This is a genomic window from Janthinobacterium amylolyticum, from assembly GCF_051380655.1.
Lineage (GTDB): Bacteria > Pseudomonadota > Gammaproteobacteria > Burkholderiales > Burkholderiaceae_D > Janthinobacterium.
In genome coordinates, this window is record NZ_JBNYXL010000002.1 from 74,104 (window position 1) to 99,451 (window position 25,348).

17 protein-coding genes and 1 tRNA gene are annotated in these 25,348 nt (G+C 64.2%); 7 read left to right on the plus strand and 11 right to left on the minus strand.

Annotated elements, in window-relative coordinates:
* Positions 1-85: 85 nt before the first annotated feature.
* Complete coding sequence (locus tag ACQ4WR_RS03955; protein WP_102298366.1) at positions 86-2,404, plus strand: NADP-dependent malic enzyme; 2,319 nt, start codon at positions 86-88, stop codon at positions 2,402-2,404.
* A 51-nt stretch (positions 2,405-2,455) separates the two neighbouring features.
* Here the strand turns inward: ACQ4WR_RS03955 and ACQ4WR_RS03960 are convergent, their stop codons facing one another.
* The 3 genes from ACQ4WR_RS03960 to ACQ4WR_RS03970 all read right to left on the minus strand — a co-directional run bounded on the left by ACQ4WR_RS03960 (position 2,456) and on the right by ACQ4WR_RS03970 (position 8,168).
* A complete protein-coding gene (locus ACQ4WR_RS03960) occupies positions 2,456-3,322 on the minus strand; it encodes a hypothetical protein (RefSeq protein WP_436485467.1) in 867 nt (288 codons plus the stop codon).
* A gap of 476 nt (positions 3,323-3,798) precedes the next feature.
* Positions 3,799-4,818, minus strand: a complete 1,020-nt coding sequence (locus ACQ4WR_RS03965) for a response regulator (protein ID WP_436485469.1) — start codon at positions 4,816-4,818, stop codon at positions 3,799-3,801.
* A complete protein-coding gene (locus tag ACQ4WR_RS03970; protein ID WP_436485471.1) occupies positions 4,815-8,168 on the minus strand; it encodes an MHYT domain-containing protein in 3,354 nt (1,117 codons plus the stop codon). The genes ACQ4WR_RS03965 and ACQ4WR_RS03970 overlap by 4 nt, the downstream gene beginning before the upstream one ends.
* A 364-nt stretch (positions 8,169-8,532) precedes the next feature.
* On the opposite strand from ACQ4WR_RS03970, the gene ACQ4WR_RS03975 reads away from it, so the two are divergent.
* Positions 8,533-9,333 carry a class I SAM-dependent methyltransferase gene (locus ACQ4WR_RS03975; RefSeq protein WP_436485473.1) on the plus strand — a complete coding sequence of 267 codons (801 nt, stop codon included), beginning with the start codon at positions 8,533-8,535 and terminating at the stop codon, positions 9,331-9,333.
* 149 nt (positions 9,334-9,482) lie between these two features.
* Here ACQ4WR_RS03975 and ACQ4WR_RS03980 read toward each other — a convergent pair whose 3' ends face one another.
* Together ACQ4WR_RS03980 and ACQ4WR_RS03985 are read right to left on the minus strand one after the other, a co-directional pair.
* Entirely contained in the window at positions 9,483-9,983 is a 501-nt protein-coding gene (locus ACQ4WR_RS03980) for a hypothetical protein (RefSeq protein WP_102292581.1), read from the minus strand.
* A gap of 66 nt (positions 9,984-10,049) precedes the next feature.
* On the minus strand, positions 10,050-10,841 hold the full coding sequence (locus tag ACQ4WR_RS03985; RefSeq protein WP_436485475.1) for a M56 family metallopeptidase: 792 nt from the start codon (positions 10,839-10,841) through the stop codon (positions 10,050-10,052).
* Positions 10,842-11,015: 174 nt separating this feature from the next.
* On the opposite strand from ACQ4WR_RS03985, the gene ACQ4WR_RS03990 reads away from it, so the two are divergent.
* The gene (locus ACQ4WR_RS03990) at positions 11,016-12,059 is read left to right on the plus strand and encodes an MORN repeat-containing protein (protein WP_436485477.1); all 1,044 of its coding nucleotides are present in this window, start codon (positions 11,016-11,018) and stop codon (positions 12,057-12,059) included.
* Between the two features lie 20 nt (positions 12,060-12,079).
* On the opposite strand, the gene ACQ4WR_RS03995 is transcribed toward ACQ4WR_RS03990, so the two are convergent.
* The gene (locus ACQ4WR_RS03995; protein WP_436485479.1) at positions 12,080-12,496 is read right to left on the minus strand and encodes a GNAT family N-acetyltransferase; all 417 of its coding nucleotides are present in this window, start codon (positions 12,494-12,496) and stop codon (positions 12,080-12,082) included.
* A 157-nt stretch (positions 12,497-12,653) separates the two neighbouring features.
* Here ACQ4WR_RS03995 and ACQ4WR_RS04000 point away from each other — a divergent pair, with 157 nt between their 5' ends.
* The gene (locus ACQ4WR_RS04000) at positions 12,654-13,046 is read left to right on the plus strand and encodes an Imm10 family immunity protein (protein WP_436485481.1); all 393 of its coding nucleotides are present in this window, start codon (positions 12,654-12,656) and stop codon (positions 13,044-13,046) included.
* A gap of 390 nt (positions 13,047-13,436) precedes the next feature.
* Here ACQ4WR_RS04000 and ACQ4WR_RS04005 read toward each other — a convergent pair.
* The 3 genes from ACQ4WR_RS04005 to ACQ4WR_RS04015 all read right to left on the minus strand — a co-directional run bounded on the left by ACQ4WR_RS04005 (position 13,437) and on the right by ACQ4WR_RS04015 (position 17,667).
* A tRNA-Leu gene (locus tag ACQ4WR_RS04005) sits at positions 13,437-13,523 on the minus strand.
* A gap of 155 nt (positions 13,524-13,678) precedes the next feature.
* Positions 13,679-14,995: an enoyl ACP reductase FabMG family protein gene (locus ACQ4WR_RS04010; protein WP_102292586.1), complete on the minus strand. Its 1,317-nt coding sequence runs from the start codon at positions 14,993-14,995 to the stop codon at positions 13,679-13,681.
* A gap of 284 nt (positions 14,996-15,279) precedes the next feature.
* Positions 15,280-17,667 carry a DNA polymerase II gene (locus ACQ4WR_RS04015; RefSeq protein WP_436485482.1) on the minus strand — a complete coding sequence of 796 codons (2,388 nt, stop codon included), beginning with the start codon at positions 17,665-17,667 and terminating at the stop codon, positions 15,280-15,282.
* Between the two features lie 145 nt (positions 17,668-17,812).
* Between ACQ4WR_RS04015 and ACQ4WR_RS04020 the strand changes: the two genes are divergently transcribed.
* Positions 17,813-20,053: an ATP-binding protein gene (locus ACQ4WR_RS04020; protein WP_436485484.1), complete on the plus strand. Its 2,241-nt coding sequence runs from the start codon at positions 17,813-17,815 to the stop codon at positions 20,051-20,053.
* A 9-nt stretch (positions 20,054-20,062) separates the two neighbouring features.
* Positions 20,063-20,518 (plus strand): response regulator, encoded by a 456-nt coding sequence (locus ACQ4WR_RS04025; RefSeq protein WP_102292589.1) that lies wholly within the window; start codon positions 20,063-20,065, stop codon positions 20,516-20,518.
* 25 nt (positions 20,519-20,543) lie between these two features.
* On the opposite strand, the gene ACQ4WR_RS04030 is transcribed toward ACQ4WR_RS04025, so the two are convergent.
* Complete coding sequence (locus ACQ4WR_RS04030) at positions 20,544-22,148, minus strand: response regulator (protein WP_436485485.1); 1,605 nt, start codon at positions 22,146-22,148, stop codon at positions 20,544-20,546.
* Positions 22,149-22,396: 248 nt separating this feature from the next.
* Between ACQ4WR_RS04030 and ACQ4WR_RS04035 the strand changes: the two genes are divergently transcribed.
* A complete protein-coding gene (locus ACQ4WR_RS04035) occupies positions 22,397-24,076 on the plus strand; it encodes an AMP-binding protein (protein ID WP_436485487.1) in 1,680 nt (559 codons plus the stop codon).
* A gap of 74 nt (positions 24,077-24,150) precedes the next feature.
* Here ACQ4WR_RS04035 and ACQ4WR_RS04040 read toward each other — a convergent pair whose 3' ends face one another.
* A complete protein-coding gene (locus ACQ4WR_RS04040) occupies positions 24,151-25,131 on the minus strand; it encodes a choice-of-anchor A family protein (protein ID WP_436485489.1) in 981 nt (326 codons plus the stop codon).
* Between the last annotated feature and the right edge of the window lie 217 nt (positions 25,132-25,348).

Here is a 25,348-nt window from a genome sequence, read left to right on the forward strand (position 1 = left end):
CTAGCGGAAAATACCTAGCTAATTGAAAGAATCGGTCTGATAAAATCCGGAACACCCGATCGACCAAACAGGAAGGCAGCACAGCATGGATTCGTCATCTGATAAAAAAGAAGAATTGCGTCAACAATTGCGCTTGGCCGCACTCGAATATCACGAGTGCCCGCGCCCCGGCAAAATCAGCGTGACGCCGACCAAACAACTGACCAACCAGCGCGACCTGGCGCTGGCCTACTCGCCAGGCGTGGCCGCTCCCTGCGAAGAAATCGTCATCGATCCGGCAAATGCCTATAAATATACGGCGCGCGGCAACCTGGTGGCCGTCATCACCAACGGCACGGCCGTGCTGGGACTGGGCAATATCGGCCCGCTGGCCGCCAAGCCGGTAATGGAAGGCAAGGGCGTGCTGTTCAAGAAATTCGCCGGCATCGACGTCTTCGACATCGAAATCAACGAGATGGATCCCGATAAGCTGGTCGACATCATCGCCTCGCTGGAACCGACCTTCGGCGGCGTCAACCTGGAAGACATCAAGGCGCCCGAGTGCTTCTACATCGAGCGCCAGCTGCGCGACCGCATGAAGATTCCCGTCTTCCACGACGACCAGCACGGCACCGCCATCATCGTCGGCGCGGCCATCCTGAACGGCCTGAAAGCCGTCGGCAAGAAAATCGAAGACTGCAAGCTGGTCGTCTCGGGCGCGGGGGCGGCGGCACTGGCCTGCCTGGACCTGATCGTCGATCTGGGCTTCCCGCTGAAAAATATCTATGTCACCGACCTGGCCGGCGTGGTGTACAAGGGCCGCACGGAACTGATGGATCCGGACAAGGAACGCTTCGCGCAAGACACGCCGCTGCGCACCCTGGCCGAGATCATCCCGGACGCCGACATTTTCCTCGGCGTTTCCGCCGGCGGCGTGCTGAAGCAGGACATGGTGCGCAAGATGGCGCCGAACCCATTGATCCTGGCGCTGGCCAATCCGAACCCGGAAATCCTGCCGGAAGAAGTCAAGGCCGTGCGCAGCGACGCCATCATCGCTACCGGCCGTTCGGACTATCCGAACCAGGTCAACAACGTGCTGTGCTTCCCGTACATCTTCCGCGGCGCGCTCGATTGCGGCGCCACCACCATCACGCGCGAAATGGAAATCGCCGTGGTGCACGCGATCGCCGACCTGGCGCATGCCGAGCAGTCGGACATCGTGGCCACCACCTATGGCATCAGCAACCTGTCGTTCGGTCCTGAGTACCTGATCCCGATGCCGTTCGATCCACGTCTGCTGATCAAGATCGCGCCAGCGGTGGCCAAGGCGGCCGAGGATTCCGGCGTCGCCACGCGCCCGATCAAGGACTTGCAAGCGTACGCGGACAGCCTGCAGCAATTCGTCTACCGCAGCGGCACCTTCATGAAGCCGCTGTTCCTGATGGCCAAATCCACGCCGGCCGACCTCAAACGCATCGTCTACGCCGAAGGCGAAGAAGAGCGCGTGCTGCGCGCCGTGCAAGTGGTGGTCGATGAAAAACTGGCGCGTCCTATCCTGGTCGGCCGCCCGCCGGTGCTCGAAGCGCGCATCCAGAAATTCGGCCTGCGTCTGAAGCAGGGCGTCGACTTCGACGTCATCAACCCGGACTTCGACGAGCGCTATCGCGATTACTGGAACACGTATTACGCGATGACCAGCCGCAAGGGCGTCACCGAGGAATACGCGAAGCTGGAAATGCGCCGCCGCCACACCCTGATCGGCTCGATGATGATCCACAAGGGCGACGCCGACGGCATGATCTGCGGCACCTTCGGCACCACCCAGCTGCACCTGAAATACATTGACCAGGTGCTGGGCAAGCGCGCCGGCAGCAATGTGTATGCGGCCATGAACGTCCTGATCATGCCGGAACGCCAGCTGGTGATGGTCGACACGCACGTCAATGAAAACCCGGACGCCGAGCAGCTGGCCGAGATCACCATCATGGCCGCCGAAGAAATGACCCGTTTCGGCCTGTCGCCGCGCGCGGCCCTGCTGTCGCACTCGAACTTCGGTTCCAGCGACAGCGCTTCGGCGCAAAAGATGCGCGCTGCCCTGGCCATCGTCAAGGAACGCGCGCCGGACCTGGAAATCGACGGCGAAATGCACGGCGATACAGCCCTCGACAGCAAGCTGCGTCAAAAACTCATGCCCAATTCGGCCCTGAAGAACGACGCCAACCTGCTCGTCATGCCAAACATCGAGTCGGCCAACATCGCCTACAACCTGGTGAAAACGGCGGCCGGCAATGGCATCGCCGTCGGTCCGATCCTGCTCGGCTGCGCCAAGCCCGTGCACATTCTGACGCCATCGGCCACCGTGCGCCGCATCGTCAACATGACGGCGCTGTGCGTCGTGGATGCTGTCGCCCAGCGTAAAGCCTAAGCCTTAGCAGCACATGAAAAGCCGCCCCGTCCGCAAGGAAGGGCGGCTTTTTTACATGGGTGCCACGGGCCGGGGCGTGGCCGGATGGCGGCGCAGGTAATAGTGGCGGTACAGCATGATCTCGCCCCACACCAGCAGCAGCGCCGCCAGCGCGAGCAGGCCCAGCGTGATCTTGAGCGAATTGAAATAGGCGCCCGTCTGGCGTTTGATGGCATCGATGAAAATCATCGGCACTGACTTGTCGAGTTTGCTGAAATCGGCCTGGCGCGCCACATCGGTTGTCAGGCGCACGGCCAGGTCGGTGCCCAGGCTGGCCAGGTCGCCCGTCGCCTGGCCACGGAAGCCGGCGCCCTTGAGCGCTTCGCCCAGCACAGTTGCCCTGGCGATCAGCTGTTCCTGCAGCACCTGCGTCAGCAGCACGCTGCCGCGCCGCAGGATGAATTCATTGATCCAGCGCGCCTTGCTGCGTTCCCAGTAACTGCCGGATGTCGGCCGGTAATACATGTCTTGCACGAAGGGTTCGATCAGGCTGCGCATGCTGACTGGCTGGCCCGGGGCGATCAGCCTGGCCTGCTGTTCCAGGTAGACGCGCAGCGCCGGCATTTGCGCTTCGACCACCGGCTGCAGGTCGCGCTCCAGGGCCTGGTTGACGACGCGGTGCACGCTGTGCACGGCGCCAAAGCCGCCACCGAGGAGCGGCAGCGCGACCAGGATCAACACATAGCTGAGCTTGGCTGCCACATGCCAGGCGGGCGGACGGCGCACCAGCAGGCATTTTCTGGCCAGCTGATAGCAGATGCCGGCCGCCAGCACAAAGCCGATCACGCCATACAGCAGCATCCACGGCAGGACAGTCCACAGCAGGTCGCTGCCGAACGGCGCCAGGGCGCTGCCCCAATTGAACATTTGTTGCTTCATGCACATTGCCTTGAAGTAAGTAATAAGCCAATTATAACTATTAACAAATAGGCATGGCGCGCTTGACTTTGATGTGCCATCGTCGTCGTCTTCGATCGGGCGCTGCCGCGCATGCCGCGACAGGTCGGCATGCACGAGGATGGATTGACCGGCCATGTTGTCACTCATCCATAAAGAGGAGAACAAGGCGCGAACGGCAATTCCCGCAAGTCCAGTCGTGCGGTGACGGGTGGGGATGGTGTTGGGCGGGGCTTGATATGGGTCAAAAAGAGACGGGCCGTGGCCGTGCGCAAGGCCGATGGCAGGAAATGCCGAGCTATTTGATGTGCATCAAAATGCTCCACGGACAGTACGCGATAATGGCATCGAACTCCTTGCCCGTCCAGTGGTCTGCATCGGCGCCAGCACCATCGTGTTTGGCACTTCTTTGTGTGACGCAACAACACCGGGCGTGGCGGGAGTTCACTTCCTGCACCTCATGCGGCGGCGTGGTGTTCCTCCTTCTCCGCCCAGCGCTGGCGCACCGCGTCGATGGCAGGCAACTGCTGCACAAACAAGTCCACCAGCTCCGCATCGAAATGCCGGCCCTTTTGTTCCTGCAGATAGCCGACGGCATCGTCCAGCGCCCAGGCGCGCTTGTACGGACGCACCGAGGTCAGCGCATCGAAGACGTCAGCCACGGCCACGATGCGCCCCGCCAGCGGGATGTTGTCGCGGGCCAGGCCGCGCGGATAGCCGCTGCCATCCCATTTTTCATGGTGCGACAGGGCGATCTCGCGCGCCAGTGCCAGCATGCCGCCTGGCGCATGCTCGCCGATGATGTCGGCGCCGATGCTGGCGTGCGTCTGCATGATGGCCCACTCGTCCGCGTCCAGCTTGCCCGGCTTTTGCAGGATGCGGTCGGGTATGCCGATCTTGCCCACGTCGTGCATGGGCGCCGCATGCAGCAGGTCGTCGGCGGCGGCCTCGTCCATGCCGGTGGCCACGCCCAGCAGGCGCGCGTAATGGCTCATGCGGATCACGTGCAGTCCTGTTTCATTGTCCTTGTACTCGGCCGCCAGGCCCAGGCGCTGGACGATCTGCAGCCGCGTTTCCCTGAGTTCGTCGATGCGCACCAGCGACAGGTGCGTGCGTACGCGGGCGCGCACGATGGCCGGGCTGAGCGGCTTGGTGATGTAGTCGACGGCACCGGCTTCAAAACCGCTGAGTTCGTCGCGCATGTCGCCCAGCGCCGTGACGAAGATAACGGGAATGGCGGCCGTCAGCGGCTCGGCTTTCAGGCGGCGGCAGGCGTCGTGGCCGCTCATGCCGGGCATCATCACATCGAGCAGGATCAGGGCCGGGCGTTCCTGCTGCGCCAATGCCAGGGCGCGCGCGCCATCCTTGGCGAACAGCAGCGCGTAGTCGTCCTGCAGGATTTGCCGCAGCAGCTGCAGGTTGGCCGCTTCGTCGTCGACGACCAGCAGCAGCGGCCTGGGTGGGGGGAACACACTCATGGGGACTCCGTATCGAAGGATTGCAGCAGGTCGTACAACAGCGTCTGGGCCAGCGAGAAATCGAAGTCGTCGATGGCGTGCCGCAGCGGCGCCAGGCGCTGCGCCTGCCCGCCCAGGGCCGTCTGCAACTGGGCTTGCGCCCCGTCATGCAGTTCGCCGCGCCGCAGCGCTTGCAGCAAGGCGCTGGCTGCCTGCCGCGCGGCGGGCGCGTCGATGCCGCCCACGGCTGGCGTGGCGCTGGCCGGCGGCGCCAGGCGGGTGATGGCGGCCAGCGCCGCCGGCCATTGCGTCAGCAGGGCGCCCAGCGTTTCACTCAGCTGCTGTGGCGTGGCGGGACTGGCCGTGGCACACCACTGCTCCAGCGCCGCCAGGCTGGCGGCCAGCTGTTCCAGCCCCAGGTTGGTGGCCAGGCCCCGTAGCTTGTGGCTGAGCGGCAAGAGCGCCGCAGCATCGCCGGCCTCGATGGCGGCCAGCAGCGCCGGCGGCAGGCGCGCATGCTCGCTGGCGAAGCGCTCCAGCGCATCGCGGTAGGCGGCCTCGTTGCCGGCCCAGCGCTGCACGGCGCCCGCGTAGTGCAGCACGCGCCGGCCCGCTGGGGTGGCCGCTTCCACGGCGTCGGCCGGGTGCTCGGCGGGCAAGCCCAGTACGCGCGCGATTTCCTGCGACAGGGCGCGCCAGTCGACGGGCTTGGTGGCGAAGCCGTCCATGCCGGCCGCCAGCGCCGCCTTGCGGTGCGCGGTCAGCACGCTGGCCGTCATGGCGATCACGGGCACGCGCGGGCGGCCAGCGCGCACGGCGGCGGCGCGGATGGCCTCGGTGGCCGCCAGGCCATCCATGCGCGGCATTTGCAAGTCCAGCAGCAGCAAGTCGAAATCCTGCCGCTGCGCCATCTGCAAGGCTTGCTCGCCGTCGCTGGCCGTCTCCACCGTATGGCCGCGCTTGCGCAACAGCAAACGCAGCAGCTCCAGGTTTTGCGGCACATCGTCGGCCGCCAGCACGCGCAGCGGCGGCAAGGCCACGCTGCGGCGCTCGCTGGCGGGCAGTGCTCGCTGGCGCGCCGGCGCCAGCGGCAGCTGCACGTGGAACACGCTGCCGTGCGGCATGGCGGCGTCGGCCCAGATGCGGCCCTGCATCAGCGTCACCAACTGCCGGCTGATGGTGGTGCCCAGGCCCGTGCCGCCATAGCGCCGCGTGGTCGAGGCATCGGCTTGCACGAAAGGATCAAAAATGGCTTCGCGGCGCTCGGGCGCGATGCCGATGCCGCTGTCTTGCACCATCAGGTGCAGCTGGCCATCGTCCAGGCGCGCCGCCAGGCTGACACTGCCGCTGGCCGTGAACTTGATGGCGTTGTCGAGCAGATTGCCCAGCACTTGCCGCATGCGCAATTCGTCGCCATGCAGCAAGGCCGGCAGTTGCGGATCGTATTGCACGGCCATGTGCAAGCCCTTGGCGCGCGCATGGGTGCCATACGTGGAGGCCAGCTCGTCAACGAGGGCCAGCAGGCTGTAGTCGCGCAGCTCCAGCGCCACGCCGCCCTTTTCCAGCTTGGCCGTATCGAGCACTTCATTGAGCAGGCGCAGCAGGGAACGGCCGGACTGGCGCACCGTGTCCAGGTGGCGCCGCTGTTCCGGCGTCAGCGGCGAGTCCAGCAGCACATCCGTGAAGCCGAGGATGGAATTCATCGGCGTGCGGATTTCATGGCTCATGTTGGCGACAAAGCTGGCCCGCGTGGCGGCCGCCAACTCCGCCTTTTCCTTGGCCATGCGCAAGTCTTCCTCCATCTGCCGCCGCTCGCTGATATCGAGGATGACGCCATCGACCCAGCGCACGGCACCGACGGGGTCGTGCACCACCGTGCCCCGCTCCCATAGCCAGCGCAGGCTGCCGTTGGCGTGCCGCAAGCGGTATTCGATCAGGTAGGGCTCGCCGCTGGCGACGCTGCGGTTGAAGACATCGGTGGCGTAGGCGCGGTCTTCCGGCGCGATCAGGCCCGTGATGCTCAGGCGGGGGGCGTCGCCCAGGAAGTCGGTGGGCGGATGGCCGGTGATGGCCTCCACGCCATCGCTGATGAACAGCATGGGCTGGTTCTCGGCCGTGGTGCAGCGGAAGGCGATGCCGGGAATATTGCCGATCAGCGAGCGCAATTGCTGCTCGCTTTCGCGCAGGGCGGCCAGCATGGCGCGCCGTTCGCTGACGTCCGTAATGAACAGCACATACAGGTCCTGGTCGGCCAGGCGCGCGCTGGCCATCGAGCGCTGCACGGCCACCGTGGCGCCATCCTTGCGCACGTAGAGGATTTCCTCGCTGCTGTGGAGCAGTTCGCTTTGCCCCGTGCGCAAATGGTGCAGCAGGCCGTACTGTTCCGACTCGCGCACGTCGCTGACCAGCACGCGGATGTGCTGGCCGATGATGTCCGCCTGCCGCCAGCCCAGGATGCGTTCGGCGGCGCCGTTGAAATCGACGATGTTGCCGCCCTTGTCGATGGTGATGACGCCATCGACGGTACTCGTCAGCAGTGAGCGCATCCAGTTTTCGCTCTGGATCAGGTGGCGGAACAGTTCGCGGTAGCGCAGCACGCCGACGGTGGAGGCGACGAGGATGGTCAGGGTGACCGTCAGCAGGCTCACGCTGACGGCCAGCATGGTCTTGTCCGTGTCCGCGTGATTGCCTGGGGGGATGATGCCGATGAAGCGGGCCGCATGCATGCCCATGTAATGCATGCCGGCAATCGCACAGCCCATGACGCAGGCGCTGATCAGGTTGCGCTGCGACGGCCCCAGGGCGCCGCTCCAGCCGCGCAGGCCGAAGCGTATCCACAGGGCCAGGGTGGCCAGCACCACTGCAACGAGCAGAGACAGGAAAAACAGCACCGGCTCGTAGCGCAGCGACAGGCCCGTGCGCATGGCGTGCATGCCCATGTAGTGCATGGCGCCGATGCCCAGGCCCACCACGATGCCGCCGCGCAGCAGCAGCGGCGCCGAGACGGCGCGCCGGCTGAGCGTGGCCAGGGCCACGAACGCGGCCGCCACGCTGGGCACGATAGACAGCAGGGTCAGTCCCGGCGCGTAATCGACGCTGGTGCCCAGGTCGAAGGCCAGCATGCCGATGAAATGCATGGCCCACACGCCGCAGCCCAGCGCCAGGCTGCCGGCCATCAGGCACAGCAGGTGCAACTGACGGCTGATGCTGGCCTGCGAGCGGCTGTAGACCGTCATCTGCAGTGCCATCCATGACGTGAAGATGGCGATCACGAGCGAGAGCAAGACCAGGCCCGGTTCATGCTGGCCATGGTGCAGCAGGGCCGGATCGGCGGGAATGCGGAACAGCTGTTGGACGCTGGCAGGTATCATCGTAAGCAAACAAATAGGGCGTCGTGGTGCTGGAAAACGGGTGCAGCAACGGTTGGGGCCAGCCACGACCCAGGGTGGCGCGCAGGTCGCCCGTGATCGCCCGTCCTTCGGCCGTGGGCGCAGGGGCAGCCGATGCGGATTACCTTACCAGATTTCCGGAAACAAATATCTTATTTGTAATGATATTTGGTGTCCTTTAATTGTCTTGCATGCATGAAACGCACGTGCGTGTTCCTTCTTCCCAAGGGAAATGGCGCTGCGGGCATGAGAGTTTCCAAGAGGAATGGTGTGGTTTTTTTGCAAACGGCGACACCTGTTCAGGCGCCATGCTACAGTCGCGGCCTGTTTTTCTGAAAGGATGCCGATGCCTTCCAACAGCAACTTCTTGCAGCATAATCAGCGCGCCTGGGATGTCCAGGCGGCGCAGAACAGCCCGTGGTCGCAGCCTGTCGACAGTGCCACCATCGCGGCGGCCCGCGCCGGGCAGTGGCAAATCCATTTGACGCCAGGGGCCTTGCCGGCCGGCTGGCTGGACCAGGTGCACGGCCTGCGCATCCTGTGCCTGGCGGGCGCCGGCGGCCAGCAGGCGCCCGTGCTGGCCGCGGCCGGCGCGCAGGTGACGGTGTTCGATTTATCCGCGCAGCAGTTGGCGAAAGACCGCATGGTGGCCGGGCGCGACGGCTTGCAGCTGGCCACCGTGCAGGGAGACATGCGCGACCTGGCCTGCTTTGCCGACGCCAGTTTCGATGTCGTCGTCCACCCCGTGTCGAACCAGTACGTGCCCGACATCGCCCCCGTGTGGCGCGAATGTGCGCGCGTGCTGGCGGACGGCGGGGTGCTGCTGAGCAGTTTTTTCAACCCCGCCGTCTTCATCGGCGACCGCGATCCGCAGTGGGCGCGGCAAGGCTTGATACGTCCCCGCTTCGTGCTGCCGTATTCGGATGTGGAGGATATGCAACCGGATGCGCTGGCGGCGCGCATGGAAAGGGGAGAGGCGCTGATTTTCGGCCATGGCCTCGACAGCCAGATCGGCGGTCAGCTGGCGGCCGGCTTCGTGCTGGCGGGCTACCACGAGGAAATGCATCCCCATCCGCGCTTTGAGATTGAAAAATACCTGCCCAGCTTTATCGCCACGCGCGCCATCAGGCAGGCGCGCGCAGGGTAGGCGTTCAACGCCGGGCCGCACCGCGGCGGGTGGAAAGACGGTGCTGCGGCGCCGTTGGCGTGAAAATGCAACGCCAGAAGCGATGGCGACGCCGGCTCAGTGAGCATCGCGGGCCGCAATGACGGCGCGCGGCAGTTTTTGCGGGGTGGTCAGTTGTACGGCTGCAAATCGAGCCACACGGCATACGCCAGGCGCTTGCCGTTCCACAGGCCGCCGCCACGGATGACGGCATCGCACGAGGTCAGCTGGCCTGCCATGTCCATGCGGCCCAGGTTGCGGCGCAGGCGCAGTGCGTCGTTGTGCGACAGGTATCCGACCAGCTGGCCATCGATGAAGACGGCGATGGCCTTGTCCTGGAAGGGGTTGGCATCGTCGCAGACGAGCAGGGCCAGGCATTTTTCTTCCGCGTTGCCGGGGCCATGCTCGCCGGCCAGCTTGGCGATGGCAGGCTGGTACATCGACTCGTTTTCCACTTCCGACGCGAAGCGTCCCTCATCGGTCCAGTGGTGCGCCGGTGCGCCGGGCGGAATTTCCGGCACGTACTGGCGTATCGACAACAGCGGCTTTTGCAGCGGCTGGACGGCCGTGCGGCCGCTGAAGACGTAATACAGCAGGGCGATGACGATCGCGATGGCAAGCACGTAAAGCATGGTATCTCTCTGATTTCTGGGAAGGGTGAGCCGGGGGCGGGAGCGACTGGCGCTGCGCTGCCGCTACTATAGCAAGTTCGCCGCCTGGCCCCGGGTAAATCTGCCCATCAGGCGGCGCCGGCGCCGCAGCGCGCGCGGGTCGTTCAGCACCAGCGGCGAGGCGCCCGTCAGGCCCGAATAATACTGGCCGTGCTGGCGCAGCGCGGTGGCGTAGTCGCGCACGGCGTGCCCTTGCGCCAGCATGCGCGCGTCGGCATCGACTTCGAGGGCAAAGCGCAGCCGGTGCAACTGCCACCACAGGGGTACATTCCACGGCATCAGCACGATCAGCGCATGCGCCAGGGCCAGCAGCTGCGGGTCGCGCGCGGCGAGCCGGCACTGTTCGTGCGCCAGCAGCAGCGCCTGCTGTTGCGGCGCAATCAGCGACAGCCACACGGGCATCACGATGCGCGGGCGCAGCCAGCCCGCCACGCAGGGGCCGATGCCGCCGCTCAAGTACACCTGTGTGCCCAGCAGCGTGGTCTTTTGCCAGCGGCGCTGGTGCGACAGCAGCCAGATGCCGCGCAGCACCAGCAGCAGCAGCATGCCTGCCGACAGCATCAGCCAGCCTAGCTTCAGCTGCGCTTGCTCCGCCGGCAGGCTTGCCAGCACCGCGGGCAGCCAGGGCAGGGGCAGGACGACGGACGCGGCCAGCGCCGCCAGCCATGGCCAGCGCGTGCGCTTGCCGCCATGGCGCCGTTGCAGCTGGCGCTCGGCCCGGCAGGCGCACGCCGACAGCAGCAGCGCCAGGGCCAGCGTGCCCGTCAGCCACATCAGCATCAGCGGGCCTTGCTGGCTGGAGCCGAAAGGAGGCGGCAAGCCGGTCGTGTATCTGTCGCGGGGAAAGTGATAATCATCTGGTTCGCATGGTGGGAGTCAGGCCAGCCGCCAGTGTAGCGCCTGGCGTCATTTTCTTGCCGCACCGCCCAGCCGCCTGCATGATTTACCGGCAATGAATGCTAGTATCGACATTCTTTATTTTTTGTTATGGCCATGAAAAAAACCCTCTTGTTGACCGTCTTGCTGGCGAGTGCCGGCGCGCAGGCGCAGCCTGCCAGCGTTGCTTTCGCGGGCCAGCCCGGTTGCCAGGTGGACCGGGCTGGCCAGCCGGCCGACGCCACGGTGGTCTGGAGCGGCGCCTGCAGCGATGGTTACGCGCAAGGCAGCGGCTATCTGCAATGGTCGCGCAATGGACGCGAGAGCGGGCGCTACGAAGGCAGCCTGGTGCGCGGCCAGATGGAGGGCGCCGGTGCCTGGCAGGCGGCAGATGGCGCCGTGTACCAGGGCGGCTTCCGGCAGGGGGCATGGCATGGCAAGGGCATTCACGTCGACAAGGATGGCAACAAGGTGCTGGCCACGTTTGTGGCCGGCCAGCCCGGCGGCGACGCCGAGCAGGTGATGGCGCTGGGCGACCGCTACAAGGGCGGCTTTGCCGGCGGCAGGCGCAATGGCCAGGGCCGCATCGACTATGCGCGCGGCGGCAGCTACACGGGCGGCTGGAAGGACGATCTGTTCGAAGGCCAGGGCACGATACGCTACCCGAACGGGCGCCAGTACGAGGGTGTCTTCCATGCCGGCTTGCCGGCAGGCAGTACGCCTGTGGCGGCGCTGGAAAACCACTCCTTCGTGCGCAAAGAGAGCGGCAGCAAGGGCGCGGGAGCGCTCAGCCTGGCGAGCGGTTCGCCCGCACCGTTCGATGCGCCGTATGGCGCCTTGAGCGGGGAACAGCAGCGCACGCTCAAAGGGCCTTACCGGATTTTGCTGGACGCCGATGAGCCGCCGTACCCCGCGCGTGGCCCGGGCGAGCTGGTGCGTGCCGTGCAGGACGTGGCGGGTGTCACGGGCAGCCGCGGCGAATTACACGTTGAAGTACAGCTCGACGCGGCTGGCACGCCGGTCGCCGTCCTGGTGCGCAGGGCGCCGGACAAGGACCTGGGCGAGCGCACGGCGCAGCTGATGATGCTGGCCAAGTACAAGCCGGCCCTGTGCGCCGGCGCGCCCTGCGCCATGGGCTATGCGCTCAAGCTGCGCTTCTGAGCCGGGAAGGGGAAGCCGCTTCAGCGTACCAGCGCCATGCCGACGGAGGCGGGCGCCGTGTGCCTGAAGCCGAACTGCGCGTACAGGTCTTGCGCCTGGCCATCGGCGATCAGGCTGACATACGCGCTTGCGGGCACGTCCGTGTCGATGAAGCGCATGATTTCGCGCATGATCATCTTGCCCAGGCCTTGGCCCTGGTGGGCCGGCAGCACGGCGATGTCGACCACCTGGAAGAAGCAGCCGCCATCGCCGATGACGCGTCCCATGCCCACCACGTCGTCGCCATGCAGGATCTGCACGGCAAACAGCGAGTGCGGCAGACCCTTGGCCGCCGCCGCCGTGCTTTTCGGGCTCAGGCCGGCGGTAACGCGCAAGTGCTGGTAGGTGGCGATGCCGGGGATGGCCAGGCGGATGGTGTAGGGCGAAGCTGCGGACAAGGCGCTCTCCTGTGAAGATGGTTGAAATGGCCATTATAGGCGGGCGTGGCGGTGTACGCGGCGCGCTGTGCGGCACGCTTTATTCATCGCGCCCTATGTTGCCCGCGCCGCTTTTGCGCTATGGTGGCGCCATCCCTTGAATTGTTGAAAGCACGCCATGTCCGCAGGATTTACCGCCACCGAATTGTCCGTCCTCCATGAAGACGACGCCCTGATCACCACCCTGGCCGCACCGGCCGCCAACGGCGAGCCCGTCTACCTGATGCTGCAGCGCGCCGACGACTACGACGAGCAGGACGTGGCGCTGGGCATGGATGAACCGTACATTGAATACTGCGGCCAGGAATTTGCCTGGTACGGCCACATGCACGCCGTGATCCTGCATCCGAACCGTTTGTCCGTGCAGATGGATGCCGAGGCGGCCATGCAGATGGACGACGACGGCCAGATCGACGTGCGTTTCAACTTGACGCCGGAGCGCTACGCCCAGCTGCAGCAGGCGCTGCGCACCACCTTCGAGGGCTGCGACTACTACCGCGAAGAGCGCTGATGCTCGGTCAGCCGCTGCAGGCGGGACACGCGCTTCTGGATGATCGTCAGGGCCAACCGCAAGATGGAAATCGGGCATGCCTGGCTGTAGACCCGTGCAGCGCCCGGGTGTGAACACGGTCGTGTCACTGCTGGCGCATGCTTTCGAAGCCGGCACGCAGCGCGGGGGCAATTGAGCACCGATGAATTAAACGCTCGGTCGTGTGCGGCCATTGTGCCTGTGGGCGCACGACGGGCGTACCATCGCCGACGGCCGCAAACGCCATTGCGCGCGTTTCAGCATGATCGACAGGGAGTGTGGAGCGCAGGCTGGGACGCTAACGGCGGCCGCATAAAAAAACCCGCCGGCATCGCATGATGGGCGGGTTTCAATTGGTACTGCCATGTTCTGTGGTGCCGGGAGCCGGAATCGAACCGGCACGCTGTTTCCAGCGCGGGATTTTGAGTCCCGTGCGTCTACCTATTCCGCCATCCCGGCAACGCGAGACGCATTATCACTGATTTATCGTGATCCGGCAAGTTTTTCGCTTTGCAAACGGTTTAGCGCATTTGTTAAAAGCTGGCGCCGCCTGCAAGAACGCCGTCCCGGGCAGGCACCGGGGACGGCGTTGTCAGTGCGCGGCGCGGCTAGCGTCAGTTATGCACGGAGACCAGCTGGCGCGCGATGATGTCGTGGTTCAGCCAGATGACGGGCGCTTTCGGTTCCGACATTTCGTGGAACATCAGCGGGCCCGTGCCTTCCAGAACCAGGGAGCTCAGGTGGTCGGTGATGAGTTCCTTGCGGTCCTTGTGCAGCTTGGTGATGTCGTCCGAGGTGCCGATCATGACTTCGGCCAGCTCCGGCGTGTTGTCCATCGGCCAGGCGTCAAAGTTGCGGAATTGCACGCTGGTCGTATCGCCATTGTAGGCGGCGATGCGGTCGAGCAAGTCCTGCAGCGAGACGCCGTCTTCCAGCAAGCCCTGGCAGATTTTCCACTGCTCTTCGGCCCAGGCGCCGCCGCCTTCTTTTTTCAGCGCGTCGAGCAGGGGGAACAGCGACAGTTCCACGCCGACAAAAATATCGGACGAGTTGGTGCGGATTTCCGGGCAGTTGAAGACGGTCGCCTTGATGCCTTTTTCCCACGCGGCCTTGGCCACGTTTTCCAGGCGCATCTTGGCCAGGCCTTGCGTGTAGTTGCTATACGTTTGCCACTGGTATTTGCCGTCGATCAGGATCTCGGTGCCGTGGTAGCCGTAGGCGCTGTAGCGCACCTGGCCGCCGGTTTTCTCGATGCGCGCGCGGATGGCGGCGCTGCCGTCGATCAGGTGCTGCAAGGTGTTGGCCGTGACTTCGTCGAAGTTCATCAGGATCAGCTTGCCCAGGTCGCTGTCGAGCAGGGCGCGCGAAGACATGAAGCGCTCGCCGCGGCCTTTGTAAATGCGGTTGGCGATGGCCAGGAAGACCTTGACCTTCGGAATGCCGCCGGCCATGGTGTGGGCGAAATACACATTGCTGCCGTCCGGAATCAGGGTGTCCAGTTCGGCCATGGCTTTCGCCACGGACGCCGTGAAACGGGCTACGCCTGCTTCGCGGCAGCGCTCGATCTGCGCCCAGTCCAGCTTGTCTTCCTGCCAGCTCTTCAGCGTCATGTCGGCCAGCAGGGCCGTTGGCGTCGGCTCGCCCGGTGGCGCGTCGAGGTCGAAACCGGCCATCAGCGGCACGTTGATGATGCGGCCGCCCAGGTTGGCTTCCGCTTCAGCCAGTTCTTCCGCGTTCAGCGGACGCAGCGCCATGTTTTCATCGCGGCGGCCGACCGTCATGCCGACGATATTCATGCCCGCCTTGCGCGCTTCGTCCAGCAAGCCATTCACATAGCCGCGGCCGAACAGCTCGCCGAACAGCACAAAGGTGTCGCCCTTGCGGAAGATATTTTTTTGCGGGATGTCTCTTAAGGACGTGATCTCGGTCATGGTATCAATTCATTCAAAAGTAGCCGGCGGACGATGGGCAGTCCGGCGTGCTGGTTCAACATAGTTGTAAATTATGCGCCATTCCAGTGGCGACTATCCTCTTGCGAACGATTCTCGTCTGGAACGGCATCTTCTTCTTGGGTACAGCTCTTATTCTTTCGCCATGGCGTATTTTACGCTGCCGCGGCGCAGCGCGCCTGCAAACAGGGCCGGACACTGCCCGGCAGGCGCCGATATTACCTCAGCTTGGGCGCGCAGGTAAGCAGAATTGATTTAAAACAAATTTAAAACAGGTTCTGCTGGCCCGACACCAGGCGCGAAAAATCGTCGCCGAGGAAGGGCAGTATCGCGTCGGCCACCGGTTGCAGCTGGCGCGTCAGGTAGTGCTGGTAGTCGATGGGCGAGCGCTGCGTCTCCAGCGGCTCCGGCCCCGCCACCGTGATGACATAGCTGATCCAGCCGCCGTTCTGGTATTGCAGCGGCCGCCCTTGCGCCTGGTTGTAGGCGTCGGCCGTGCGCGCCGCGCGCACATGCGGCGGTACGTTGCGCTGGTAGTCGTCGAGCGGCCGGCGCAAGCGTTTGCGGTAGACGAGCAGGGCGTCGAACTCGCCGCGCACCGTGCGCGCCACGTAGTCGCGTACATACTCCTGGTAGGCCGTGCGCTGGAAGATGCGCCGGTATAGCTCCTGCTGGAATTGCTGCGCCAGCGGGGTCCAGTCGCTGCGCACCGTTTCCAGGCCCTTGTAGACCATCTCCTCGCTGCCGTCGGGCTTGCCCACCAGGCCCGCGTAGCGTTTCTTGCTGCCTTCTTCCGAGCCACGGATGGTGGGCATCAGGAAGCGCCGGTAATGCGTCTCGAACTCCAGCTCCAGCGCGTTATCGAGGCCGAACTCCTCGCGCAGATGGCGTTCCCACCAGGCGTTCACATGCGCCACCAGGGCGCGGCCGATCTTGCCCGCCGCCTCGTCCGTATGCGCCGTTTTCAGCCACACGAAGGTGGAATCCGTGTCGCCATAGATCACCTGGTAGCCCTGCTGCGTGATCAGTTCGCGCGTGCGGTGCATGATGTCGTGGCCGCGCAGGGTGATCGACGACGCCAGGCGCGGATCGAAGAAGCGGCAGCCGCTCGAGCCAAGCACGCCATAGAACGCGTTCATGATGATTTTTAAGGCTTGCGACAGCGGTGCGTTGCGTTCGCGCTTGGCTGCCTCGCGGCCCCGCCACACCTGTTCCACGATGGCAGGCAGGCAGTGTTTTACGCGCGAAAACTGCGCGCCCCGGTAGCCGGGCACGGTATCGGCTTCGTCGCCGCTGGTGCCCACCACCAGGCCCACGGGGTCGATCAGGAAGGTGCGGATGATGGACGGGTACAGGCTTTTGTAGTCGAGCACCAGCACCGAGTCGTACAGGCCCGACTGCGAATCCATGACGAAGCCGCCGGGGCTGTTCTCGCCGGAGACATCGCCCAGGTTGGGCGCCACATAGCCTTGCCGGTGCATCAGCGGCAAATACAGATGCTCGAAGGCGGCCACGGAGCCGCCGCTGCGGTCGGCCGCCAGGCCCGTCACGCTGGCCCGTTCCAGCAAAAACGTCAGCAACTCGGTTTTCGCAAAGATGCGCGTGACCAGTTCGCAATCCTTGAGGTTGTAGCGCGCCAGCGCCGGCTTGTCTTCGCGGAAACGGCGGTCGATTTCGGCCATGCGCTGGTAGGGATTGTCGATGGACTTGCCTTCGCCCAAGAGCGTCTGCGCCACGTTTTCCAGGCTGAACGAAGAAAAATTCCACGTCGCCGACTTCAGCGCTTCGATGCCGTCGATGATCAATCGCCCTGCGGCGGCGGCAAAATAATGCTCCTGCTTGCCGCCATGCTCGCGCCACTCCATGACGGCGCCGCCGCGTCCCAGGCGCAAGGGGACCTGGCAGCGTTCCGCATGTTGCCGCAGCACGCGCAAGTCGAACTGCACCAGGTTCCAGCCGATGATGGCGTCCGGATCGTGCGTTTCCAGCCACGTGTTCAGGCGTTCGAGAATCTGCGCGCGCGTGGCGCAGTATTCCAGGTCGAAGTCCAGCGGCTCGTCGCCGCCATTTTGCGGGCCCAGCATGTATACCTGGCGCTGGCCGCAGCCTTCCAGGGCCAGCGAATACAGCTCGCCATGCGCCGTCGTCTCGATATCGAGCGACACGAGTTTTAATGCGGGACGGTAGCCGGCTGCGGCTTTGAGGTGGACTTCCTCACCCGGGGCGGCGCCGTCAAACGCCACCGGCGCCGTAATAAAGCGTTCCATCAGGTAGCGTTCGGGCGGGCGGATATCGGCTTCGTACACATCGACGCCGTGCGCGCGCAACTGCTTTTCCAGCTTCAGCAAGTGCCGGTATTGCTTGCAATACAGGCCCAGCACGGGGCGGTGGTGGAAGTCGCTCAGGGACAAGGGGCGCAATTCGGCATGGCGCTCGCCGCGCAGCACGTGTTCCGCCTGCTCGCGCTGCTCCATGGGAATGAAGGCGACGGCCGTCTGCAGGGGCAGGCGCACATGGCGGGGCCCGGCATCCGTTGCCAGCCAGAAATCGACCTGCGTGCCGTCGCGCGTGTCGCGCCAGTGGCGGGTCAGGATAAAGCCCTGTTGTGATGGATGCACCGTGCTGCCCTTGCTGATGAAAATGGAGTCCGCCATAGGGGGCGGTGCTGCATGGTAATGGAAATGCCCGCATTCGCCTATGTCGCCGCCCGCCATGCGGTGCGGCGCGACGTTGTCGGCCTCTAGTAGAATAAAACATCTCCCACCGCCGCATTGGCACGAGTTGCCGACATGAAATAATATGCTGCCAGTTACGCCCGCCCCACAGCCACTGAACCTGACGACTTGCGAACAGGAGCCGATCCGCATACCGGGCAGTATCCAGCCGCACGGGTTCCTGCTGGCCTTGCCGCAAGCGGGCCAGCGCGGCATTTTGCAGGCAAGCGCCAACCTGGCGCAGATGACGGGTGTATCCGCAGAGCAAGCTTTGGGGCAGGACCTGCGGGCCATCCTGGGCGCGTCCGCCGGTACCCAGCTTGAAGCCGCGCTGGCCGCTGGCGCGCCCGGCGTGCAGCCGGCCTATATGGGCACGGTGCAAATCGCCAATGGCCGCCACTTCGACGTGCTCGCGCATGTGTGTGACCAGTTGCTGCTGCTGGAGTTCGAGGCGGCCAGCCGCGCGGCCGCGCCCGATTTCCGCCAGCTGTATCCGAAGGTGGGCAACTTCCTCCTGACAATCAACGAGGTGCAGGACATCGCCGAGATGAGCGCGCTGGCCGCCCGGCAAATCCGCGAGGTGACGGGCTTTGGCCGCGTGATGGTGTACCAGTTCGACCGCGACGGCCACGGCCATGTCCTGGCGGAAGACCGGGCCGAGGGCTACGCTTCCTATCTGGGCCAGCGCTTTCCCGCCTCGGATATTCCGCGCCAGGCACGCGAGCTGTACATGCTCAACCGCATCCGCCTGATCGGCGACGCCAACTACACGCCGGCGCGCCTGGTGCCCGATATTAATCCCCTGACGGGCCAGCCGAACGACCTGTCGTTCGCCGCGCTGCGCAGCGTCTCGCCGATACACTTGCAGTACATGCGCAACATGGGCACCCTGGCGTCGATGTCCGTGTCGCTGGTGGTCAAGGGGCAGCTGTGGGGCCTGATTTCATGCCACAACGAAACACCGATGCCGGTGGCCTTCGAGCAGCGCACCGTGTGCGAGCAGCTGGGGCAGATCCTGGCGCTGTGCATCGAGACGCGCACGGATGCGGGCGAACTGCAATTTCGCCTGGAAGTGCGCCGCACCATGGTCAGCATGCTGGCCGGGCTGGCGCAGAACGCCAACTTCGCCGATAACCTGAGCGGCGTGTTTCCCGAGCTGCTGCGCTTTGCGCGCGCCAGCGGCGCCGCCATCGTCATCGATGACCGCGTGCTGTGCTATGGCGACGCGCCTGCCGAACAGGAGATCCGCGCACTGGTGCAATGGCTGGGCACGAGCGGCCAGGGCGAGGTGTACCACACCGACCAGCTGAGCCGCGACTATGCACCGGCCGCCGCCTATGCGCGCAATGCCAGCGGCCTGCTGTCGGTCTCGATCTCGCGCATCCATCCGCATTATTTGCTGTGGTTCCGTCACGAAGTCGTGCACACGATTGACTGGGCCGGAAAGCCGCAGGACAAGACGGGCGTGCAGCAGCTGACGCCGCGCCTGAGCTTTGGAGCCTGGCGCGAAACCATTCGGGGCAGCAGCCTGCCATGGCATGACGGTGAAATCGAGCTGGCGGTGGAGTTCCGCGGCGCCTTGCTGGGCATCGTCCTCGAGCGCGCCGAGCAGATGGCCGAGCTGGCCGAAGAGCTGGGCCGCGCCAACAAGGAGCTGGAGGCGTTTTCGTATTCCGTCTCGCACGACCTGCGCGCGCCGCTGCGCCATATCGTGGGCTTTTCCGATCTGCTGATGGAAACGGCGGGCGCGGAAGACCAGGAAAAGCGCCGCCGCTTCCTGAAAAATATCAAGGATTCGGCGCGCCTGGCGGGCAAGCTGGTGGACGATCTGCTGAGTTTTTCGCAGATGGGCCGCGCTTCCCTGCACCCCAGCCAGGTGAACATGACGGAGCTGGTGCGCGGCTGCATCCAGAAGCTGGCGCTCGACATCCATGGGCGCCAGGTGGAGTGGGATATCGGCGTCTTGCCGGCGGTGCGGGCCGATCCCACGTTCATCCAGCTGGCGCTGTACAACCTGCTGTCGAACGCCGTGAAATTCACCGGCCAGGAAGCGGTGGCGCGCATTGCCGTCACGGCCAGCGAGAGCGCGCAGGAAGTGGTATTTCACGTGGCTGACAATGGCGCCGGCTTCAACATGGAATATGTGCACAAGCTGTTCGGCGTCTTCCAGCGCCTGCACCGCATGGAGGATTTTCCCGGCACCGGCATTGGCCTGGCCAATGTGCGCCGCATCATCGAACGCCATGGCGGCAGGGTCTGGGCCGAGTCCGTGCCCGGTGCCGGTGCCACGTTCTCGTTCAGCATCCCCAAAGACATTGTTATGTAAGGAAAGCCTATGTTAAAACCCATTTTATTAGTCGAAGACAATCCGCACGACCTGGAACTGACCTTGATCGCCCTGGCCAAGAGCCAGCTGGCCAATGAAGTGATCATCGCCCGCGATGGCGCCGAAGCGCTCGACTACCTGCTGTGCCGCGAGCAGTTCGCGCGGCGCGAGGCGGGCAATCCGGCCGTCGTCCTGCTGGACCTGAAGCTGCCGAAAGTCGACGGACTGGAAGTGCTGAAGGAAATCCGCAGCACGGCCGGACTGCGCAGCATCCCCGTGGTGATGCTGACGTCATCGAAGGAAGAGCAGGACCTGCTGCGCAGCTACGAGCTGGGCGTGAACGCGTATGTCGTCAAGCCTGTCGATTTCGAGGAATTCGTGCGCGCCATTGCCGACCTGGGCATCTTCTGGGCCGTCCTCAACGAACCGCCGCCCGGATCGCACCGCTACGTGCGGCCGCAATAAGGCGACGGCCGGCCTGGCGCCGGTCTCAGCCTGCGGGTTTGCCCCGACGCAATAAATGCCGGATACGCGCGCTGAGCACGTCCGGCGTGTAGGGTTTTTGCAGCAGGTTGACGCCGGGATCAAGGCGTCCCTCATGCGTCAGTACGCCCTCGGCATAGCCCGAGGTAAACAGGATGTGCGTGCCGGGCAAATGCTGGCGCACGGCCTCGCTCAGCTGCAGGCTGCTGGTGTCGCCCGGCATGATGACATCGGTAAATACCAGGTCGATCGGCATGCCCGAATGGACCAGGCTCATGGCCTTGCCCGCATCGGCCGCCTGCAGCACGCGGTAGCCCAGCGCCGACAGCAGCTCAACGGTCGAGCGCCGCACTTCTTCCTCGTCTTCCACCACCAGGATGGTTTCCAGGCCGCGGCTCAGCGGCACTGTCACGGGCTCTTCGATGGCGGCCGCCTGGCTTGCGCTGCGCAGCAGGAAAATCTTCACGCTGGTGCCCACGCCCGGCGTACTCTTGAGAATGATTTCGCCGCCCGACTGCTTGACGAAGCCGTACGCCATGCTCAGGCCCAGGCCCGTGCCCTGGCCCGTGGGCTTGGTGGTGAAGAACGGTTCGAAGGCGCGCTGCAGCACCGCCACTTCCATGCCCTTGCCCGTATCGGCAATTTCCAGCATGACATAGTCTTCATTGCCCACTTCCGACAGCAGGGGGGAGCCGGACGGCTGGTTTTGCGCGCGGATGCTCAGGGTGCCGTCCGCCGCCATGGCGTCGCGTGCGTTGATGGCCAGGTTGAGCAGCACGTTATTGAGCTGGTTGGCGTCGACCATGGTGCTCCACAGTCCCGCCTCGATATCCGTGACGATGGTGGTGCGCGGATCGAGCAGGCGGCGGATCATGTCGCCCATGTCGCGCAAGACCTGGCCCGGATTGACCAGTTGCGCCTGCAGCGGCTGGCGCCGGGCGAATGCCAGCAGGTGCGCGGACAGCTTGGCGCCCCTTTCCACGCCGGCCAGGGCGATGTCGATGCGGCTCAGGGCCTTCTCGCTGACGCCGCCGAGCAGCTTGATCAGTTGCAAATTGCCGCCGATGATTTGCAGCACGTTATTGAAATCGTGGGCGACGCCGCCCGTCAACTGGCCGATGGCTTCCATCTTCTGCGCCTGGTGCAGCGCCGACTGGCTCACGGCCAGTTCTTCCTGGCTCAGGCGCAGCGAGATGAAGGCGGCGTCGCGCTGCTGGCGCGCCACGTAGGCTGCGCTGTGGTAGCGCACGCGGGCCAGCAATTCGCGCGAGTCCGGCCATTTCACCAGGTAATCATTGGCGCCGCTGGCGAAGGCCGCCACCTTGATCGACGGATCTTCCTCGGACGACAGCAGCACCACGGGAATGTGCTCGGTGGCCGGATCGGCGCGCAGCATGCGGATGACATCAAAACCGTCCGCGCCGGGCATGCGCAAGTCGACCAGCACGGTGGTGGCGGCCACTTCGCGTGCCAGGGCCACCGCGTTTTCCGAGCGGGCGTCGTAGCGCAGGCGCACATCGTCGCAGCGTTCGAAGCCGTACGCGATGAAATCGAGCGCAAGGGCTTCATCATCGATGAGTAAAACGGAGAAGCAAGGAGTTTCTTGATTCATAAGCAAAATCGGAATAAGGGAGGCGTTGCCCGGCTTGCCAAGCTGGCGCAAAAAATATTCTACAGGAGCGCTGATGTTTCCTTTGCGAACATGGCTGCGGAGTGCGGCTATTTGTTAAGTCGGCAACATAGGCGCGCATCCCTGGCGTCCCTGCCTTGGCGGACGCGGGAGGCGTGCATATGCGGCTATAATTTTCAGCATCGACGACGATAACAAGAGCGCGACGCGCCACAGCCCCTGGAGACAGCATGCAAGCAATGAGTTATGTACACGGCGCCCACGAGACGCCGTTGATCGGCGAAACAATAGGCGCTTACCTGGACGGCATCGCCGCCCGCTACGGCCAGCATGACGCCCTGATCGTGGCGCACCAGAACGTGCGCTGGACGTATTTGGAATTCCAGCAGCGCGTGCACCGCCTGGCGGCCGGCCTGCTGAAGCTGGGCTTGCGGCCGGGCGAACGGGTCGGCATCTGGTCGCAGAATTGCGCCGAATGGGTGCTGACGCAGTTTGCCACGGCGAAAGCGGGGCTGATCATGGTCAACATCAACCCCGCCTACCGGCGTTCGGAGCTCGAGTATGTGCTCGACAAGGTACAGTGCAGCGCGCTGATCCTGTCGCCCAGCTTCAAGTCCAGCGACTATCTGGCCATCGTGCAGGATGTGGTGCCGGAGATCGCCCGTTCGCGCGCCGGCGCGCTGCAGTCGCCGCGCCTGCCGCAGTTGCGCCACGTCATCCGCCTGGGCGCGGCCGCCACGCCAGGCATGCACAACTTCGATGCGGTGATGGAAGGCATCACCGGCGCCGACCTGGCGCATCTGGAAGAAGTGAGCGCTACCTTGCAGTTTGACGACGCCGTCAACATTCAGTTCACCTCCGGCACCACGGGCGCGCCGAAAGGCGCCACCCTGACGCACCACAATATCCTGAACAACGGCTTTTTCATCGGTGAAGCCATGCGTCTGACGCAGCAGGACCGCCTGTGCATTCCCGTGCCCCTGTACCACTGTTTCGGCATGGTGCTGGGCAACCTGGCCTGCGTCACGCATGGCGCGGCCATGGTGTATCCGGGCGAAGGCTTCGATCCGAAGGCCGTGCTGGAAACGGTGCAGGCCGAGCGCTGCACGGGCCTGCATGGCGTGCCGACCATGTTCATCGCCATCCTCGACCATCCGGACTTCAAGCAATACGACCTGTCCAGGCTGCGCACCGGCATCATGGCCGGCTCGCCGTGCCCGATGGAAGTGATGAGCCGGGTCATCGAGCTGATGCACATGGCGGAGATCACCATCGCCTATGGCATGACGGAAACCTCACCCGTCAGCTTCCAGACATCGATCGAGGACCCGCGCGAAATGCGCGTGTCGTCCATCGGCAGGGTGCATCCGCACCTGGAAGTGAAAATCGTCGATGCGGAAGGCCATATCGTGCCGCGCGGCGCCAAGGGCGAGCTGCTCACGCGCGGCTATTCCGTGATGCAGGGCTACTGGGGCGATGCGGAAAAGACGGCGGAAGCCATCGACGCGGCGCGCTGGATGCACACGGGCGACCTGGCCGTGATCGACGCGAACGGCTTTTGCAGCATCGTCGGCCGCTCGAAAGACATGGTCATCCGCGGCGGCGAAAACATCTATCCGCGCGAAGTGGAAGAATTCCTGTACCGCCATCCGAGCGTGCTCGACGTGCAATGCGTGGGCGTGCCGGACGCCAAGTATGGCGAAGAACTGTGCGCCTGCATTATCTTGCGGCCCGGCACGCAGGCTACCAGCGAGGATATCCGCGCCTTTTGCGACGGCCAGATCGCCTACTACAAGATACCCCGCTACGTGCGCTTCGTGGCGGAATTTCCCATGACGGTGACGGGCAAGATCCAGAAGTATGTGCTGCGCCAGCAGGTGGCCAACGATCTGGGCCTGGGCGGAGACTAAGCTTTTCGCCGGCACATAAAAAAACACCGGGACGCTTGCGCGGCCCGGTGTTTTTGATTGCTTTGGCGTAAGACTTAAGCCATGTGCATCTGTGGTGCGCGTGCCGGCGTACGGCGGCGCAGGAATGCCAGCAAGCCCAGGCCGGCCAGCAGCATGGCATAGGTGCCTGGTTCCGGCACGGCCGACACGTTCACCGTGTTGAAGCCGGCACCGTTCATCGACACATGGCCATAGTTGATGGAGCTGACCGAATCGGCGATCAGGGTGCCGTTCATGTTGCCCGAACCCGAAAATGCGCTGTTTGGCGCCAGGATGCTGCCGTTGATGCCGACATTGTTCAGGTTGGTGGTGGTGGCGTTGGCGAAGTTGAACAGCGTGCGGTTGGCGTAGCTGCCGAAATTGTCGAAGCCGCCGCTCATGGTGATGTTGCTGGCGCTGCCGTTGATGATGATGCTGGCCGTGCTCTTCAGCGAGGACAGGTCCAGGGTCAGGTTATGCAGATTCGACGCATCGATGTTGAAAATGTTCACATCGGCGTTGATGTTGCCCACCAGGGTCATGTTGCCGTACTGCGACACCACGGTACCGTTCGATTGCAGCTTGGCCACATCACCCGACAGGGTCGTCAGTTGCTGCTTGGCACCGGCGAAGTCCAGGGTGGAAGCATTGCCTTTGCTGATGTTGTTAGTCGGGAACCATTGTGGTGCCGTCAGGGTGGCGTTAGCGTTGCTCACGCCATACACGGCCGAACCGGTAAGCGTGCCCCAGCCCGTGTTCAGGTTGCCGCCAGCCACGATGGTATTGGCGGCGCTGCCTGCCGTCTTGTTCGTGCCGACGGAGTAGCTATTCAGGAAAATGTCGCCGCCGGCGGCGATGCTGCCGCCCACGCTGGTAAAGCCGCTGGCCGCGCTGCTGCCGATGTTGCCGAAGATGAAGGCGGAATAACCATTGGCAACGCCAAGGTCAACCACGGTTGCCTGGGCCGCCGTGCTGAAGGAGAAGGCAAACAGGGCGGCGCTGATCAGCGGCAGGGTACGTGTGGTAAATAATTTCATGGACATTCTCATAGTAATTTGGGGACGGAGAGGGCGGGAAAGCGACACACCGCCATCACGCAGCCAGCTATTATAATCTAAAAAGCAATTCTAGTTCAATTTAAGTAATTAAATATATTTTAATGCAACACTTTTCATGCATTTAATATGTTTAAATGAGCAATAAAAAACCGGGGCTGCTGAGCTAGCCCCGGTTTTTTTGCGGCTTTTTGCCGCG